This window comes from Vibrio sp. QJM3NY_39, from assembly GCF_057785895.1.
The window spans coordinates 614,496-628,174 of sequence record NZ_CM173505.1 but is presented as its reverse complement, the minus strand read 5'-3'; the positions used below and the strand labels follow the sequence as shown (position 1 = coordinate 628,174).

At 44.7% G+C, this 13,679-nt stretch carries 12 protein-coding genes; 3 read left to right on the top strand and 9 right to left on the bottom strand.

All coding sequences use genetic code 11. The features are described from left to right. Positions 1-38: 38 nt before the first annotated feature. The 5 genes from prfC to ubiT form a co-directional block, all read right to left on the bottom strand. Positions 39-1,619 carry a peptide chain release factor 3 gene (gene prfC / locus AC3CHU_RS03015; protein ID WP_054547525.1) on the bottom strand — a complete coding sequence of 527 codons (1,581 nt, stop codon included), beginning with the start codon at positions 1,617-1,619 and terminating at the stop codon, positions 39-41. Between the two features lie 173 nt (positions 1,620-1,792). Further along, the gene (rimI, locus tag AC3CHU_RS03010) at positions 1,793-2,248 is read right to left on the bottom strand and encodes a ribosomal protein S18-alanine N-acetyltransferase (protein WP_488525045.1); all 456 of its coding nucleotides are present in this window, start codon (positions 2,246-2,248) and stop codon (positions 1,793-1,795) included. Then, the gene (locus tag AC3CHU_RS03005; protein WP_102312516.1) at positions 2,241-2,639 is read right to left on the bottom strand and encodes a DNA polymerase III subunit psi; all 399 of its coding nucleotides are present in this window, start codon (positions 2,637-2,639) and stop codon (positions 2,241-2,243) included. Before AC3CHU_RS03005 ends, rimI begins: the two co-directional genes overlap by 8 nt. 154 nt (positions 2,640-2,793) lie before the next feature. Beyond that, positions 2,794-3,297: a GNAT family N-acetyltransferase gene (locus AC3CHU_RS03000; RefSeq protein WP_488525044.1), complete on the bottom strand. Its 504-nt coding sequence runs from the start codon at positions 3,295-3,297 to the stop codon at positions 2,794-2,796. Further along, complete coding sequence (gene ubiT, locus AC3CHU_RS02995) at positions 3,281-3,808, bottom strand: ubiquinone anaerobic biosynthesis accessory factor UbiT (RefSeq protein ID WP_004734485.1); 528 nt, start codon at positions 3,806-3,808, stop codon at positions 3,281-3,283. The genes AC3CHU_RS03000 and ubiT overlap by 17 nt, the downstream gene beginning before the upstream one ends. A 258-nt stretch (positions 3,809-4,066) precedes the next feature. Between ubiT and AC3CHU_RS02990 the strand changes: the two genes are divergently transcribed. From AC3CHU_RS02990 to AC3CHU_RS02980, 3 genes are all read left to right on the top strand, one after another. After that, on the top strand, positions 4,067-6,106 hold the full coding sequence (locus AC3CHU_RS02990) for a sensor domain-containing protein (protein WP_017084241.1): 2,040 nt from the start codon (positions 4,067-4,069) through the stop codon (positions 6,104-6,106). 178 nt (positions 6,107-6,284) lie between these two features. Then, the gene (gene ubiU, locus AC3CHU_RS02985) at positions 6,285-7,298 is read left to right on the top strand and encodes a ubiquinone anaerobic biosynthesis protein UbiU (protein WP_102455927.1); all 1,014 of its coding nucleotides are present in this window, start codon (positions 6,285-6,287) and stop codon (positions 7,296-7,298) included. Positions 7,299-7,316: 18 nt separating this feature from the next. Continuing rightward, the gene (locus AC3CHU_RS02980; RefSeq protein ID WP_488525043.1) at positions 7,317-8,195 is read left to right on the top strand and encodes a U32 family peptidase; all 879 of its coding nucleotides are present in this window, start codon (positions 7,317-7,319) and stop codon (positions 8,193-8,195) included. 85 nt (positions 8,196-8,280) lie between these two features. Here the strand turns inward: AC3CHU_RS02980 and AC3CHU_RS02975 are convergent, their stop codons facing one another. The 4 genes from AC3CHU_RS02975 to pnp form a co-directional block, all read right to left on the bottom strand. Continuing rightward, on the bottom strand, positions 8,281-9,618 hold the full coding sequence (locus AC3CHU_RS02975; RefSeq protein WP_488525042.1) for an MATE family efflux transporter: 1,338 nt from the start codon (positions 9,616-9,618) through the stop codon (positions 8,281-8,283). Between the two features lie 89 nt (positions 9,619-9,707). After that, entirely contained in the window at positions 9,708-10,115 is a 408-nt protein-coding gene (locus AC3CHU_RS02970; RefSeq protein ID WP_004734490.1) for a MarR family winged helix-turn-helix transcriptional regulator, read from the bottom strand. Between the two features lie 169 nt (positions 10,116-10,284). Next, the gene (gene nlpI, locus AC3CHU_RS02965) at positions 10,285-11,208 is read right to left on the bottom strand and encodes a lipoprotein NlpI (protein WP_004734491.1); all 924 of its coding nucleotides are present in this window, start codon (positions 11,206-11,208) and stop codon (positions 10,285-10,287) included. Positions 11,209-11,331: 123 nt separating this feature from the next. After that, positions 11,332-13,452 (bottom strand): polyribonucleotide nucleotidyltransferase, encoded by a 2,121-nt coding sequence (pnp, locus tag AC3CHU_RS02960; RefSeq protein ID WP_086048817.1) that lies wholly within the window; start codon positions 13,450-13,452, stop codon positions 11,332-11,334. Positions 13,453-13,679: the final 227 nt, after the last annotated feature.

The window sequence follows — 13,679 nt, the reverse complement described above, 5'->3', positions numbered from 1 at the left end:
TAGACGTTTTTGTTTAACTCGAATAGAGCGCGGAGAAATTAGTGCTCGCGCGTCGCTCGGAACTGAACGTCAGGGAAACGTTCAGAAGCTAGGTTCAAGTTCACCATTGTAGGTGCGATGTAAGACAGGTTATCACCACCATCTAACGCTAGGTTAGCTTGGTTCTTACGTTTGAACTCTTCTAGTTTCTTCGCGTCATCACATTCAACCCAGCGAGCTGTTGCAACGTTAACACCTTCGTAGATAGCTTCTACGTTGTATTCCGCTTTCAAGCGCGCTACAACCACGTCGAACTGAAGTACACCAACCGCACCAACGATCAAGTCGTTGTTCTGCATAGGACGGAATACTTGTACTGCGCCCTCTTCAGAAAGCTGAACCAAACCTTTTAGAAGTTGCTTCTGCTTTAGTGGATCGCGTAGACGAATACGACGGAATAGCTCAGGCGCGAAGTTTGGAATACCAGCGAACTTCAAGCTTTCGCCTTGAGTAAAGGTATCACCAATCTGGATTGTGCCATGGTTATGCAAGCCAATGATGTCACCAGCATACGCTTTTTCAGCTCGCGCACGGTCGCCCGCCATGAAAGTTACCGCATCCGAAATACTTACGTTCTTACCAGTACGAACATGATTCATCTTCATACCTTGGTTGTAAGTACCCGAAACGATACGCATGAATGCGATACGGTCACGGTGTTTTGGATCCATGTTTGCTTGGATCTTAAAGACGAAGCCAGAGAACTTCTCTTCTGTCGCTTCAACATCACGCTCGTTAGCTTGACGAGTTTGAGGACCCGGAGCCCACTTAGTCAAACCATCTAGCATGTGGTCAACACCAAAGTTACCTAATGCTGTACCGAAGTAAACAGGCGTTAGTTCACCAGCAAGGAACAAATCGAGATCAAACTCAGGACATGCGCCAATAACCAATTCAAGCTCTTCACGAACACTGCTCGCCAGATCTTCGCCAACAGCTTCGTCGAGTTCAGGGTTATCTAGACCTTTAATGATACGAACTTCTTGAATCTCATGGCCATGGCCAGATTCGTACAAGATCGTTTCATCACGATGAATGTGATAAACACCTTTAAACTCTTTACCACAACCGATTGGCCATGAGATTGGAGCACAAGCCATACCTAGCTCGCTTTCCACTTCATCAAGCACTTCCATTGGGTCACGAACGTCACGGTCAAGTTTGTTCATAAACGTGACGATTGGAGTATCACGTAGACGCGTTACTTCCATCAATTTACGAGTACGATCCTCGACACCTTTCGCAGCATCGATAACCATCAAACAAGAGTCAACCGCTGTTAGTGTACGGTACGTATCTTCCGAGAAATCTTCGTGTCCTGGAGTATCGAGTAGGTTTACTAGGCAATCATTGTATGGGAATTGCATTACCGACGTGGTTACCGAAATACCACGTTCTTTTTCCATCTCCATCCAGTCAGATTTAGCGTGCTGGTTAGAGCCACGACCTTTTACGGTACCCGCTTTTTGAATTGCGTTTCCGAATAAAAGAACTTTTTCAGTAATCGTGGTTTTACCCGCATCCGGGTGAGAGATAATTGCAAACGTTCTACGTTTGCTCACTTCTTGTTGGAAAGACATAGTCGCCCTTTGCTGATCTAAAGCATAAAAAGGGCAAGTAGATAATACTTGCCCTTGAATTCTGTGTGCGGATTATACAGAAAGCGAGTCACTTTCTAAAGGGTCAGTTTACACCCTATTTTGTGGCTAATTCTGTGGTTAGTTATCTAGTCGGCTAAAAGACGTAACACGCCCTAACTAAACGACATAAAAAGATAGCTCATAATGATCGCATCTTCGTTGCCTTGCTTGGTTGGGTAATAGTTACGGCGGCGATCGACTTCATTAAAGCCAGCCTTCTCGTAAAGATTAAAAGCATTCACATTACTTTCGCGAACTTCCAGCCAAGCACTCTCAGCGTCAGCTTGTTCACACATATCGAGAAAGTGCTCAACCAAAGCTTTGCCGTAGCCTTTACCTTGCTGCTTAGGGTCAACCGCTATCGTCAGCAAAGTAACCTCACCGACAATATTCTGAGCATAGAAATAGCCGACAACCTCTCCATCGACTTCTAAAACACGGTGGCTGCCTCCACGACTATTAAGATCACGGACCATATTTTCAGACCAAGGATGAGAATGCGCGGTCTGCTCAATTTGCCAAATTGCGTCTAGGTGTTGTTCTGAAGTGGGTAAAAATTGATTAGTCATAAGCACAAATTTGTTGCCATAAGTCGCGGCGATGTTGGTTATTACCGTTAATGTCAGACAGTAATGGAGATTGAAGTGTTTTTGCCTTCAGTTCATGGGCAGAGTCACAACCAGCAAACCATACCCATTCAACCGAACTTAAATCCACAGCAGACAAGTGTTGCGGTTGAAGGTGTAAAGCCTGAGATAAGTCGAGCTTGATGCTTTTAAGTACGCGTTCAAACATCACGGCGAGATCTTCCTGAGGTTTTTCAGGCGAAACCAGTAGCAACTTGCAGTCGCTCGATAGTGGAATCAATTCAGATTCGTAGCCAACCAAACGCTCTGGGTGACTAAGCTCCCATTGGCTGATGCCCATCTCTTGCAGGTATTGTGCGTGTGTTTGTGACATATCTAGCGGTGTAACCTTAGGTTTGTTGGTATTGCTCTTCTTGGAGCGAACTGAAAAGGAGCTCATTGGGGCTGATACTAACAAAAAATAAAGGAGCATCAAGCTCCTTTATTTAGACTAAATCAGTTTGTATCGGATTACGTGGTAAATCAGCTTATAAGTCGTTGAACTCTGGGCTGTAAGCAATCTCACCAGAATGCCCAGCAAACACACCGTCTACCAACTCAATCGCTTGGAAAGCACCTTCAGGTACATCCCAAACACAACTCAGGCCAAACTCGCTCGCAGCCTTAAAACCAAAGCGGCCGTAGTAAGCAGGATCACCAAGCACAACACAGGCTGGGTAACCGAAATCTACTAATGTAGAAAATGCGTCTTCAACCAGTGATTTGGCAATACCTTGATTGCGGTACTCTTCTTTCACTGCGAGAGGCGCAAGTCCCTGCCAGTTATGATCGTCACAATGAAGAGTGATAGGGCTAAACATCAGGTGACCAACCACCTCACCCTCATCAGAACAAGCCACCAGCGATAGCGTTAAATGGCTATTCTCACGCAAGCTCATAACCAAATTAGCTTCTGCATCTGTTTCAAAAACAGATTTCAATAAACGATCAATGACAAGTATATCTGCCGGTGCTTCAGTTCGAATAAGCATTCATTACCTCACTTTGTGTATCTGGGGATTGTACTCCCTTCTGCACAAAATCAGCTAATTGATTTAACAAAGTTTTCATAGGAGTCGGCAATACGTCTAAATCTACGCTATCCATCAAGTTTTTGACTTCTAAACCAAGCTCTGTATCGCCCTCAATCGACAGTCTACGTTGAAAGAAAAGCGTATCTGGGTCTTCTTTACGCCCGGCAATCAGCACAAGATCGTTAAGGTTTCCGCTAAAGCTTACATCTTCAACAACCTCGTTATCAGCTACAACTAGTTGCTCATTTTGATAGCTAATACACCAACTTAACCCCATATCTTTTATTGAGACTTTAAGCCACTTGTCTTCTAAGAATTCAAAGTCACCGTCCTCTAAAGCTTCCTTAAAGACATTCTTAAGCGCCTCCAATAAGGCTCTTTTTTGTACTGTTTTAGGCAATAACTGGACTGGAGATCGCAAAATTGATGCGGCATTTTGAACTAGTTGAGTGCGAATCTTGTTTATCACGTGACTTATCCGTAACTTTGTCAATAATATGGAATGCATCATAGATGATGTTGAAATCTCAGTTACTGTTATGTATCAAATTAACTTCGGTTTGATACTCGACCTTTAATATCCTGAAAATCACAGTTATAGTAACTCAGGTCATGAGAATTACAGCGAATCGCTGCACTCACAGGTAAATATCGATAGCCACACAAAAAGTAATAAATATTTATCGATAGTGAATATTCAAGCTCTTGGAGAATTGGTAGTACTTTGATGCCTCCCCAGCAACTACAACATTGGTTTACCCAGCTAACAGCAAACAGTCCGTTCTTTTTTGCGGTACTTGACGCCCAACATAACTATTTTATGGTTAATGAGCGTTACTGCGATATTGCTGGTTTGAGTAAAACCGAGCTTGCTGGCATGAATGACCGCCAAACATTAGGTGAGCAATTCTACCAACATCTTAAGCCTTACTATGAGCGTGCATTCAATGGCGAAACGATTGAGGCCGAAGTCACGCTCAACGAAACTGACCTCGATACCAGCCTTCATTTCAGCCTATCTCCGCTGACGAATGGCAACAAAACCGACTACATTGTCTTTCATGCCTTCGACACATCAGAAAACCAAGTACTTGCCCGTTCTTTAGAAGAATCCGAAGCGAAATTCCACAAGCTATCTCACCTACTCCCTGACGGATTACTGTTAGTTGAAAGTGACTACATCTTGTCATCAAACCCAGCAGCAGCACGCTTGCTCGGCTTTAACTCCACCACCGAGTTAATTGGCGAAGAGTTGGGACGATTATTCATCGATGAACAAACCAAAACAGTCTTCAATAATAACCTCAGTTCTATTATTTCCGAGTCTGGTTTGGTTTGCTTAACGGGTGCCCGATGCGGCTTTGAACGTAAGGTTCAACTCAACATCGACTCCACCACTATTCTTGGAAGTAACACTCAGCTGGTGCTTATCCAAGACGCGCAAGAGACCACAAAGCAGTATACGCCAGCAAACAGTGAAGATGCCTACATCGATGCACTGACCAAGCTCTACAACCGAGTTGGGTTCACCAAACGTCTTGAGCAGTTCATTCAAAACGATACGCCAGTTGTGATGCTCTACTTAGATATTGATAACTTTAAGAATATCAATGATTCACTAGGTCATCACATTGGCGATAAAGTGATTAAAGAGGTTGCTTCACGCCTAAAACGTTTACTGCCTCGTCAGGCCGTTATTGGTCATTTAGGCGGAGATGAGTTTGGTATTATCCTGCCAGAACCTGAACATCAGCGAACGCCTGAAATGCTCGCTGAAAAGATCATTTCCCTGATCAATCAACCCTTCGATCTTCATCACTTTAGTAAGCGCTTAGCCTGCTCGATTGGCAGCGTGAGCTTTCCTCAAGATGGCACCGATGCTCGTATCTTGCTGCAAAATGCAGACACCGCAATGTATGAAGCGAAAGATCGTGGACGTAACCGCCTGATCAAGTTCAACGAACAGATGAACAAAGAAGCACGTATGCGATTGTGGTTGGAGATAGAGCTACAAAAAGCACTGCAACAGAATGGACTTGAGGTTTGGTATCAACCTAAGGTCAACGCGCGTGATTTCACCATCAACGGTGCAGAAGCGTTAGTGCGCTGGAAGCACCCAGTAGAAGGCTACATCAGCCCTGCCGCATTTATCCCTGTAGCGGAACGAGCTGGCCTTATTGAACAACTTGGCCGAGTGGTGATGCGTGAAGTATTTGCCACGGTTAAGCGCTGGAAGATGCAAGGTATCTTGCCAGGTAGAGTGGCTATCAATTTGTCTCCAGAGCAATTTGGTAACCCGAAACTGATTGATTACGTTGAAAAGCTACTCCGTTCAACAGAGCTTGACCCTAGTGCTATTACGTTTGAGCTGACAGAAAGCGCGGTGATGAGTGATAGTGAACACACACTTCAAATGCTTAACGCTATAAAGAAACTCGGCTTTGCTTTATCTATCGATGATTTTGGTACGGGCTACTCTTCTCTGTCTTATTTGGCTCGCTTCCCAATTGATGAGCTTAAGATTGACCGTGCTTTCATTTCTGATATCGATACGCTACCAAAGCAAATCACTGTGATTGAAAACATCATCAACCTAGGTAAATCTCTCGATTTAACTGTAGTGGCAGAAGGCGTCGAAACCAGTGAACAAGCGACCCTGCTTTCTAACCTCAACTGCAGTTCAATCCAAGGCTTCCACTTCTATCGCCCACAACCGAAACAAGACGTCGAAGAGCTGTTTGCCCAAAATCGTCGCCATAAGAACTAGTACACGATTCAACTATCCCCCAGTCAAAAGCCACACCAAAGCACAAAAGCCTTACTAGTCAGTACCCCAAACGGAGTAAAAGCAGATTTATCCATCTAAACCTGCCTTACATCAATTCCGTCATTCATAATTCTTCATAAAATACTCGCTTCAATTTCATTCTACTGGTAGTGAGCAAATGGAACTCTTATGCCCAGCGGGTAACTTACCTGCTTTGAAAACCGCTATTGATTGTGGTGCGGATGCTGTCTATATCGGATTCAAAGACGATACCAATGCCCGACACTTTGCAGGCCTTAACTTTGCGGGTAAAAAGCTCGATCGTGCTGTGCAGTATGTGCATGACCGCAACAAGAAAATTCACGTTGCCTTAAATACTTTTGCTCACCCAAATGGCTTCGAACGCTGGACAAATGCCGTAGACAACGCCGCAGCACTAGGTGTTGATGCGCTGATCATTGCTGATATCGCAGTGCTTGAGTACGCAGCAAACAAATATCCAGAACTAGAATTGCATCTATCGGTTCAAGCTTCTGCGACCAATGCGGCTGCAATCGACTTCTACCACAAGAACTTCAATGTAAAGCGTGTGGTATTGCCTCGCGTATTGTCGATTCATCAGGTCAAACAGCTTTCTCGTAACATCACCTCTGACGTTGACCTTGAAGTATTCGCTTTTGGTAGTTTGTGCATCATGGCGGAAGGTCGTTGTTACCTCTCTTCGTACATGACCGGTGAATCCCCTAACACGGTGGGCGCTTGTTCTCCGGCGAAATATGTACGCTGGCAAGAAACAGAAACCGGCCTAGAGTCGCGCTTGAATGAGATTCTTATCGACAAGTACGTAGCAGGCGAAAACGCGGGCTACCCAACACTGTGTAAGGGTCGTTTTGAAGCGGATATCGATGGTGAACGTAAGCGCTACCATGCACTTGAAGAGCCAACTAGCCTTAATACACTATCAATGCTGCCAGAGCTTTTTGCTGCAAATGTTGCTTCTGTGAAGATTGAAGGCCGCCAGCGTAGCCCTGCTTATGTCGAGCAAGTGACTCGTACTTGGCGCGCTGCTATCGACCGTTACTTAGCGAACCCAGAACAATACCAAGTGGAACAAGCTTGGAATGCGACACTGGCGAATGTATCTGAAGGTACACAAACCACGCTTGGCGCTTATCACCGTAAATGGCAATAGAGCCAAATGGAGAACTCAATGAAATACGCATTAGGCCCTCTTCTTTATTTTTGGCCAAAACAAGACGTTGAAAGCTTCTATGAGCAAGCGAAATCAAGCTCTGCCGACATCATCTACCTTGGTGAAGCCGTGTGTTCAAAGCGCCGTGAGATGAAAGCCAAACACTGGATGGACATTGCCAAAGAGCTGTCGGCTTCCGGTAAGCAAGTGGTGCTATCGACGATGGCGTTGTTGGAAGCGCCAAGCGAAGTCAACATCATGAAGAAGTACATTGATAACGGTGACTTTGCGATTGAAGCCAACGACGTATCTGCTATTCAATTAGCCAGCGAAAGTAAAGTACCGTTCGTGGTTGGCCCTGCAGTTAACACCTACAATGCACGCACTCTGAACCTGTTTTTGAAGCAAGGTATGACGCGCTGGTGCATGCCTGTTGAGCTTTCTCGTGAATGGCTGAGCAACGTCATGACACAATGTGAAGAGCTTAATATTCGTAATAAGTTCGAAGTCGAAGTGTTTAGCCATGGCTACTTACCGCTTGCTTACTCAGCACGCTGCTTTACCGCTCGCGCTGAAAACAAAGCCAAAGACGATTGCGAAACCTGCTGCATCAAATACCCAACAGGTCTGCAAGTCGATAGCCAAGAAGGTCAGTCGGTTTTCAACCTTAATGGTATCCAAACCCAATCGGGTTACTGCTACAACCTAGTAAATGATCTACCGAGCATGCATGACTTGGTTGATGTGGTTCGTTTAAGCCCATTAGGCATCGATACCTTCTCTGAAATCAATAACTTCAGAGCGAACGAACAAGGTAAAAACCCAAAGATCATTGAAAGCCGCCAATGCAACGGTTATTGGCATCAGCTTGCGGGTTTAGACGTTAAGAACATCTAGTTCCTTAAATTGGAAGAATCAGCAACAGATACAAAAAAGGTCTAGCATTCGCTAGACCTTTTTAATTCAGCTCAAGAAAAGCGACCTATGCTGTCGCTGTTTCTAGCGGCGCATCGTCGAGCTTCTTTACGTCTTTATAGAGCATAATCATAACCACGACGCTTAGCGCGATGTTAGACAGAGGATAGGCAATCCAAATCCCCGGCACACCGTACAATTTAGGCATTATGTACAAGAAAGGTAATTGGATAAGCATATTGCCTATCGTTACAAACATCGCCTTGCTGCCTTTGTTCACCGCCTGATAGTAAGCACCCGCTACCACTAAGAAGCCATCAAGCGCCAATGCAAACATGTGTAGTCGAATACCCAACACTGTGTACTCAACTAGCTGAGGTTCATCCGAATTAAAGACGGAAACAAACTCACGTGGGAACGCATTCAGCAACAACACAAACGCCACACCAATCAAGACAGAGCTCACCATCGCAATCTTCAGTAACTTACGAATATTTGCTTGATTACGCGCACCATGGTTGTAACTCACTAATGGCTGCATGCCGTTGGCGATACCTTCCGCTGTGAGATAATAAACCGTCACTATGTATCCCAAAATAGCATAAGCACCAATCATCAGCTGGTCGCCATATTGAGAGAACAAGGCATTGTGCAGCGCCACCATCATCGAACCGTAAGCGTACATAAAGAAGCTCGAGGTACCAATGGCGAAGATTTCAGGAATCACCGATAACTTCAGTCTCAGTTCACTCCAACGTAAACGTAAGTTTGCTCGACGTGAGAAAAAGTAAGCCAACCCCAAACCCGTTACCACAAACTGAGCAATTGCGGTTGCCAATGCAGCACCCTTCAATTCCCAACCAAGCTGCGCGATAAATAGGTAATCCAATACAATGTTAATCACCGCACCGACAATCATCAGTATGGTGGCCAAGTTAGGACTGTCATCGTTACGCAGTAAAAACGGCATCGCGATAGAGCCTAAAGTGAAGACACTAGCGCCAATCAGAATATGTAAGTATTGCAGGCCTAGTTCATACACTCGCCCTTCAGCACCCTGCCAAAGCAAGAAGTTATCGGCAAACAGAAACAACAATCCAGAAACAATGGGTGTTATCGCCAACAACAATGTTAGACCGGTTGCTAAGATCTGCTTAGCGCCTTTCGTGTCTTTTTCGCCTTGGCGGATCGAGACAAGAGCACCCGTACCCACGCCCACAAGCATACCAATACCGAGGATCGACCCAATCACAGGCCACGCGACGTTAATGCCCGCAAGTCCATCGGCCCCAACATAACGGCCAATGAAAATACCATCCACCACTTGGTAAAGGCCATTAACTAACATGGCCGCTACCGTAGGAATTGTGTATCGCCAGAATTGACGACTAATTGAGTTACTCATTTCTTACTCTACTTTCTTCAGTGAGTCGCATATCAATGGGATATGACTCGTTAAACTAGTTAACAAGGCTAACTAAATATCTAAATTATTTATTTCAAAGCCTTGTTTAATAATAGGTTCAGCTGGTGGGATTCTTGCTCAGACAAGCGACTTTCCAGTATCTGTGCCATGACCTGATAGATTTTACTTTCTTCTTCCAAACCGACTTCAGCCTTTTGGGTCAAAATCACCAGCTTAGATCTCGCATCTTCAAGAGACGCTTTGCGCTCAACTAGACCTTTTCTTTCTAGCCTTTGAACCATAGTCGTCGCAGAAGGTTTTGTCACCTGCATCTCAATAGCGAGGTCTGTTAGTCGAATAGGCTCTAACGATGCTTGAATGACCTTCAAATAATCGTACTCATTGAAGCTCAACTGGCAGATAGGATCTTCATTAACTTGAGTTCGCCATATCTTAGAAGCAAAGCGTTCAATTTTTTCTAGATTTTGGTCCAGCATAGATTTCCAACCACAGAATTTGCATTTAGTTAGCAAGGCTAACTATTTTAGTGTTGTTTAAATAAAAAGCAATCAAAAACAAGACCCCCGTTTATAAAAAAGGAGCATAAAAAAGGGCCATAAAAAAACCGCTGATAGGCAGCGGCTTTTCGGAATCAAAATGTATCGCTTACTTAGCGTTAGCTTCTTCTTCGGCCTCAGCCAACTTAACTTGCGCTAAATGCTCGGCTTTAAGCGTAGTGAAGATACGGCTTAACTCTAAGAAAGAGTAACGGTGTTCTACGTATTCATACACGTTAAAAGAAACCGCTAATTTGTACAAAGAGATAGCATTCGCGTAATCACCATTCATGTGGTGGCGCTTAGCAAGGTAGAAATACGTTTCCGTCAGACGTTGAGCTAGGAGCGTATTGTCACGAGTCCCGGTTAGAATAGCTTTGAATGCCTGCTCTTCGGTAATATCGTCAAGCATGATCGCAACTAATACCCAGCCCCACTGTTCGTCACGGCTCTCGTAACGCTTTTGAAGATCAAGCTTTGCTTGTTCTGGCGTGAGTTCATGCTGAATGATGTAAAGCCACAGAGCGCGAAACGGATCGCTAGGATCATCGGCGTAGTGCTTCATCATCTCTTCGTTGGCTAAGTCATAGCGCTCGCCATAGTAGAGTGCGATAGAGCGATTTCTTTCTGCATATGAGTTTGCAGGATCAAGCTCTAACGTAGAATCAAAAGATTCATAAGCGGCATCAAACTCCCCTACCTGCGTAAAGTAAACACCCAAAAGATTGAAGATATCAGGTTGAGCGGGGTTCAATGAAAGAGACTGATTGAAATCAAGACGCGCTAAATCGCGCAGGCCAACGCTGTCGTAATAATTACCACGCTCGAACAACATTTTAGCTCGAACTTCATCGTTCAAATCTGGGCGTTGTAATAGCTGACTAAGACGCGCTATTTGCACTTCTTGCTGAACACTTGGTTGAAGCGGCACAGCCATTGGTGGATAAACCCAACGTGAGGTGTTATCTGATGTTGTCGCACAACCAGTTAGTACAAGCAGTAAACACATACTCGCGGTTTGAAACCATTTCACAAATAATTACTCCTGTTATGACCGCAATAAAAAGGGGAGCGATATGCTCCCCTTTATAACATGCTTTTTTACCAATGGGTTAGAAATCACTAAAAAGCGATAGTCCCATTAATAGGCTAAGAATTACTCAGCAGCAGGTGCTTCGCCTTCAGCTGGCGTTTCAACTGCTTCTTTCATGCTTAGACGTACACGGCCTTGACGGTCAATTTCAAGAACCTTAACTGGTACTTCTTGACCTTCAGTTAGGTAGTCAGACACTTTCTCAACACGCTTGTCAGCGATTTGAGAGATGTGTACTAGACCATCTTTACCTGGAAGGATAGTAACGAATGCACCGAAGTCAGCTAGACGAGCAACTTTACCTTGGTAAATACGGCCAACTTCAACTTCAGCAGTGATCTCTTCGATACGGCGGATAGCTTCTTGAGCAGCTGCGCCTTCAGTAGCAGCAATCTTGATTGTGCCATCGTCTTCGATTTCGATTGTAGTACCAGTTTCTTCACAAAGAGCACGGATAACTGCGCCGCCTTTACCGATAACATCTTTGATCTTATCAGAGCTGATTTTCATTGTGTGGATACGTGGAGCGAATTCAGAGATATCTTCACGAGCACCAGAGATAGCTTCATCCATTACAGAAAGGATGTGCTTACGTGCACCTTGCGCTTGGTTAAGAGCAATTTGCATGATCTCTTTAGTGATACCTTCGATCTTGATGTCCATTTGAAGTGCAGTGATACCAGCGTTAGTACCTGCTACTTTAAAGTCCATGTCACCTAGGTGATCTTCGTCGCCAAGGATGTCAGAAAGAACAACGAAATCGTCGCCTTCTTTAACAAGACCCATTGCGATACCCGCAACAGAAGCTTTGATTGGAACACCAGCATCCATAAGTGCTAGAGATGTACCACATACAGAAGCCATTGAAGAAGAACCGTTAGATTCAGTGATTTCCGATACAACACGAACTGTGTATGGGAATTCGTCAACAGAAGGCATTACTGCTTGGATACCACGTTTAGCAAGCTTACCGTGACCAATTTCACGACGCTTAGGAGAACCAACGAAACCAGTCTCACCTACACAGTATGGAGGGAAGTTGTAGTGTAGAAGGAAGTTGTCTTTCTTCTCACCCATTAGGCTGTCGATGATTTGTGCATCACGTTGTGTACCAAGCGTTGCAGTAACAAGTGCTTGAGTTTCACCACGAGTGAATAGAGAAGAACCGTGTGTACGTGGAAGAACACCAGTACGTACGTCTAGCGCACGAACCATGTCTTTTTCACGGCCATCGATACGTGGGTTGCCAGCAATGATACGGCTACGTACTACGTTTTTCTCTAGAGAACCAAGCATGCCGCGAATTTCGCGCTCATCTAGGTTTTCGTCTTGTGCAATTAGAGCTTCAACAGTGTCGTTCTTGATTGCGCCAACTTGCTCGTAACGAGCCATTTTCTCAGTGATCTGGTACGCGTCAGATAGACGAGTTTCAGCTTGCTCAGCAACTTTAGCTTTAAGCTCAGTGTTAACTGCTGGCGCTTCCCAGTTCCAAGATGGAGTTGCAACTTCAGCAGCAAATTCGTTGATTGCTTTGATTACAACTTGTTGTTGGTCGTGACCGTAAACAACAGCTGAAAGCATTTCTTCTTCAGATAGGTTATCTGCTTCAGATTCAACCATAAGTACTGCGCCTTCTGTACCAGACACAACTAGGTCTAGTTTAGAGTTTTCAAGCTCAGTATTTGATGGGTTAAGAACAAGTTCGCCGTCGATGTGACCAACACGTGCAGCACCGATAGGACCATTGAATGGTGCACCAGAGATAGCAAGTGCAGCAGACGTTGCGATCATAGTGATCATGTCTGGGTTTACGTCAGGGTTGATAGAAACAACCGTAGCGATAACTTGAACTTCGTTTTTAAACGCACTTGGGAAAAGTGGACGAATTGGACGGTCAATCAGACGAGCTGTTAGCGTTTCGCCTTCAGAAGGACGACCTTCACGCTTGAAGAAACCACCAGGGATTTTACCGGCAGCGTATGTACGCTCTTGGTAGTTAACTGTTAGAGGGAAGAAATCTTGGCCTGCAACAGCTTCTTTTTTAGCAACAACAGAAACGAATACTGATGTATCGTCCATAGTCGCCATTACAGCAGCAGTAGCTTGACGTGCCATTACGCCCGTTTCTAGAGTAACGGTGTGGTTACCGTACTGGAACGATTTTACAACTGGTTTTTCAAACATTGTATATCCTTAGCTCTAAAGTCATGACTTTAGATTAAGTGAAGATTGACTCAAGATATTACCAATCGCGACTAGTGAAAAGAGACTTGGGAATGATGCTTCTTTGTATGAGTTCATACGCCGAATTAATACCAAATCCGCCTTTGAATAGTCGCGACCTATTGGCCGACATCTGTGACTGTAACGTCTTGAGAGGTTGATTGCCCAGCGTTGAAAACGCATAGGCG

Bases quoted from the DNA above. Each gene is read 5' to 3' on its own strand.
- AC3CHU_RS03005 (WP_102312516.1), bottom strand. From the start codon at position 2,639: ATGTCACAAACACACGCACAATACCTGCAAGAGATGGGCATCAGCCAA.
- prfC (WP_054547525.1), bottom strand. From the start codon at position 1,619: ATGTCTTTCCAACAAGAAGTGAGCAAACGTAGAACGTTTGCAATTATC.
- AC3CHU_RS02980 (WP_488525043.1), top strand. From the start codon at position 7,317: ATGAAATACGCATTAGGCCCTCTTCTTTATTTTTGGCCAAAACAAGAC.
- ubiU (WP_102455927.1), top strand. From the start codon at position 6,285: ATGGAACTCTTATGCCCAGCGGGTAACTTACCTGCTTTGAAAACCGCT.
- pnp (WP_086048817.1), bottom strand. From the start codon at position 13,452: ATGTTTGAAAAACCAGTTGTAAAATCGTTCCAGTACGGTAACCACACC.
- AC3CHU_RS03000 (WP_488525044.1), bottom strand. From the start codon at position 3,297: ATGCTTATTCGAACTGAAGCACCGGCAGATATACTTGTCATTGATCGT.
- AC3CHU_RS02970 (WP_004734490.1), bottom strand. From the start codon at position 10,115: ATGCTGGACCAAAATCTAGAAAAAATTGAACGCTTTGCTTCTAAGATA.
- AC3CHU_RS02990 (WP_017084241.1), top strand. From the start codon at position 4,067: ATGCCTCCCCAGCAACTACAACATTGGTTTACCCAGCTAACAGCAAAC.
- AC3CHU_RS02975 (WP_488525042.1), bottom strand. From the start codon at position 9,618: ATGAGTAACTCAATTAGTCGTCAATTCTGGCGATACACAATTCCTACG.
- rimI (WP_488525045.1), bottom strand. From the start codon at position 2,248: ATGACTAATCAATTTTTACCCACTTCAGAACAACACCTAGACGCAATT.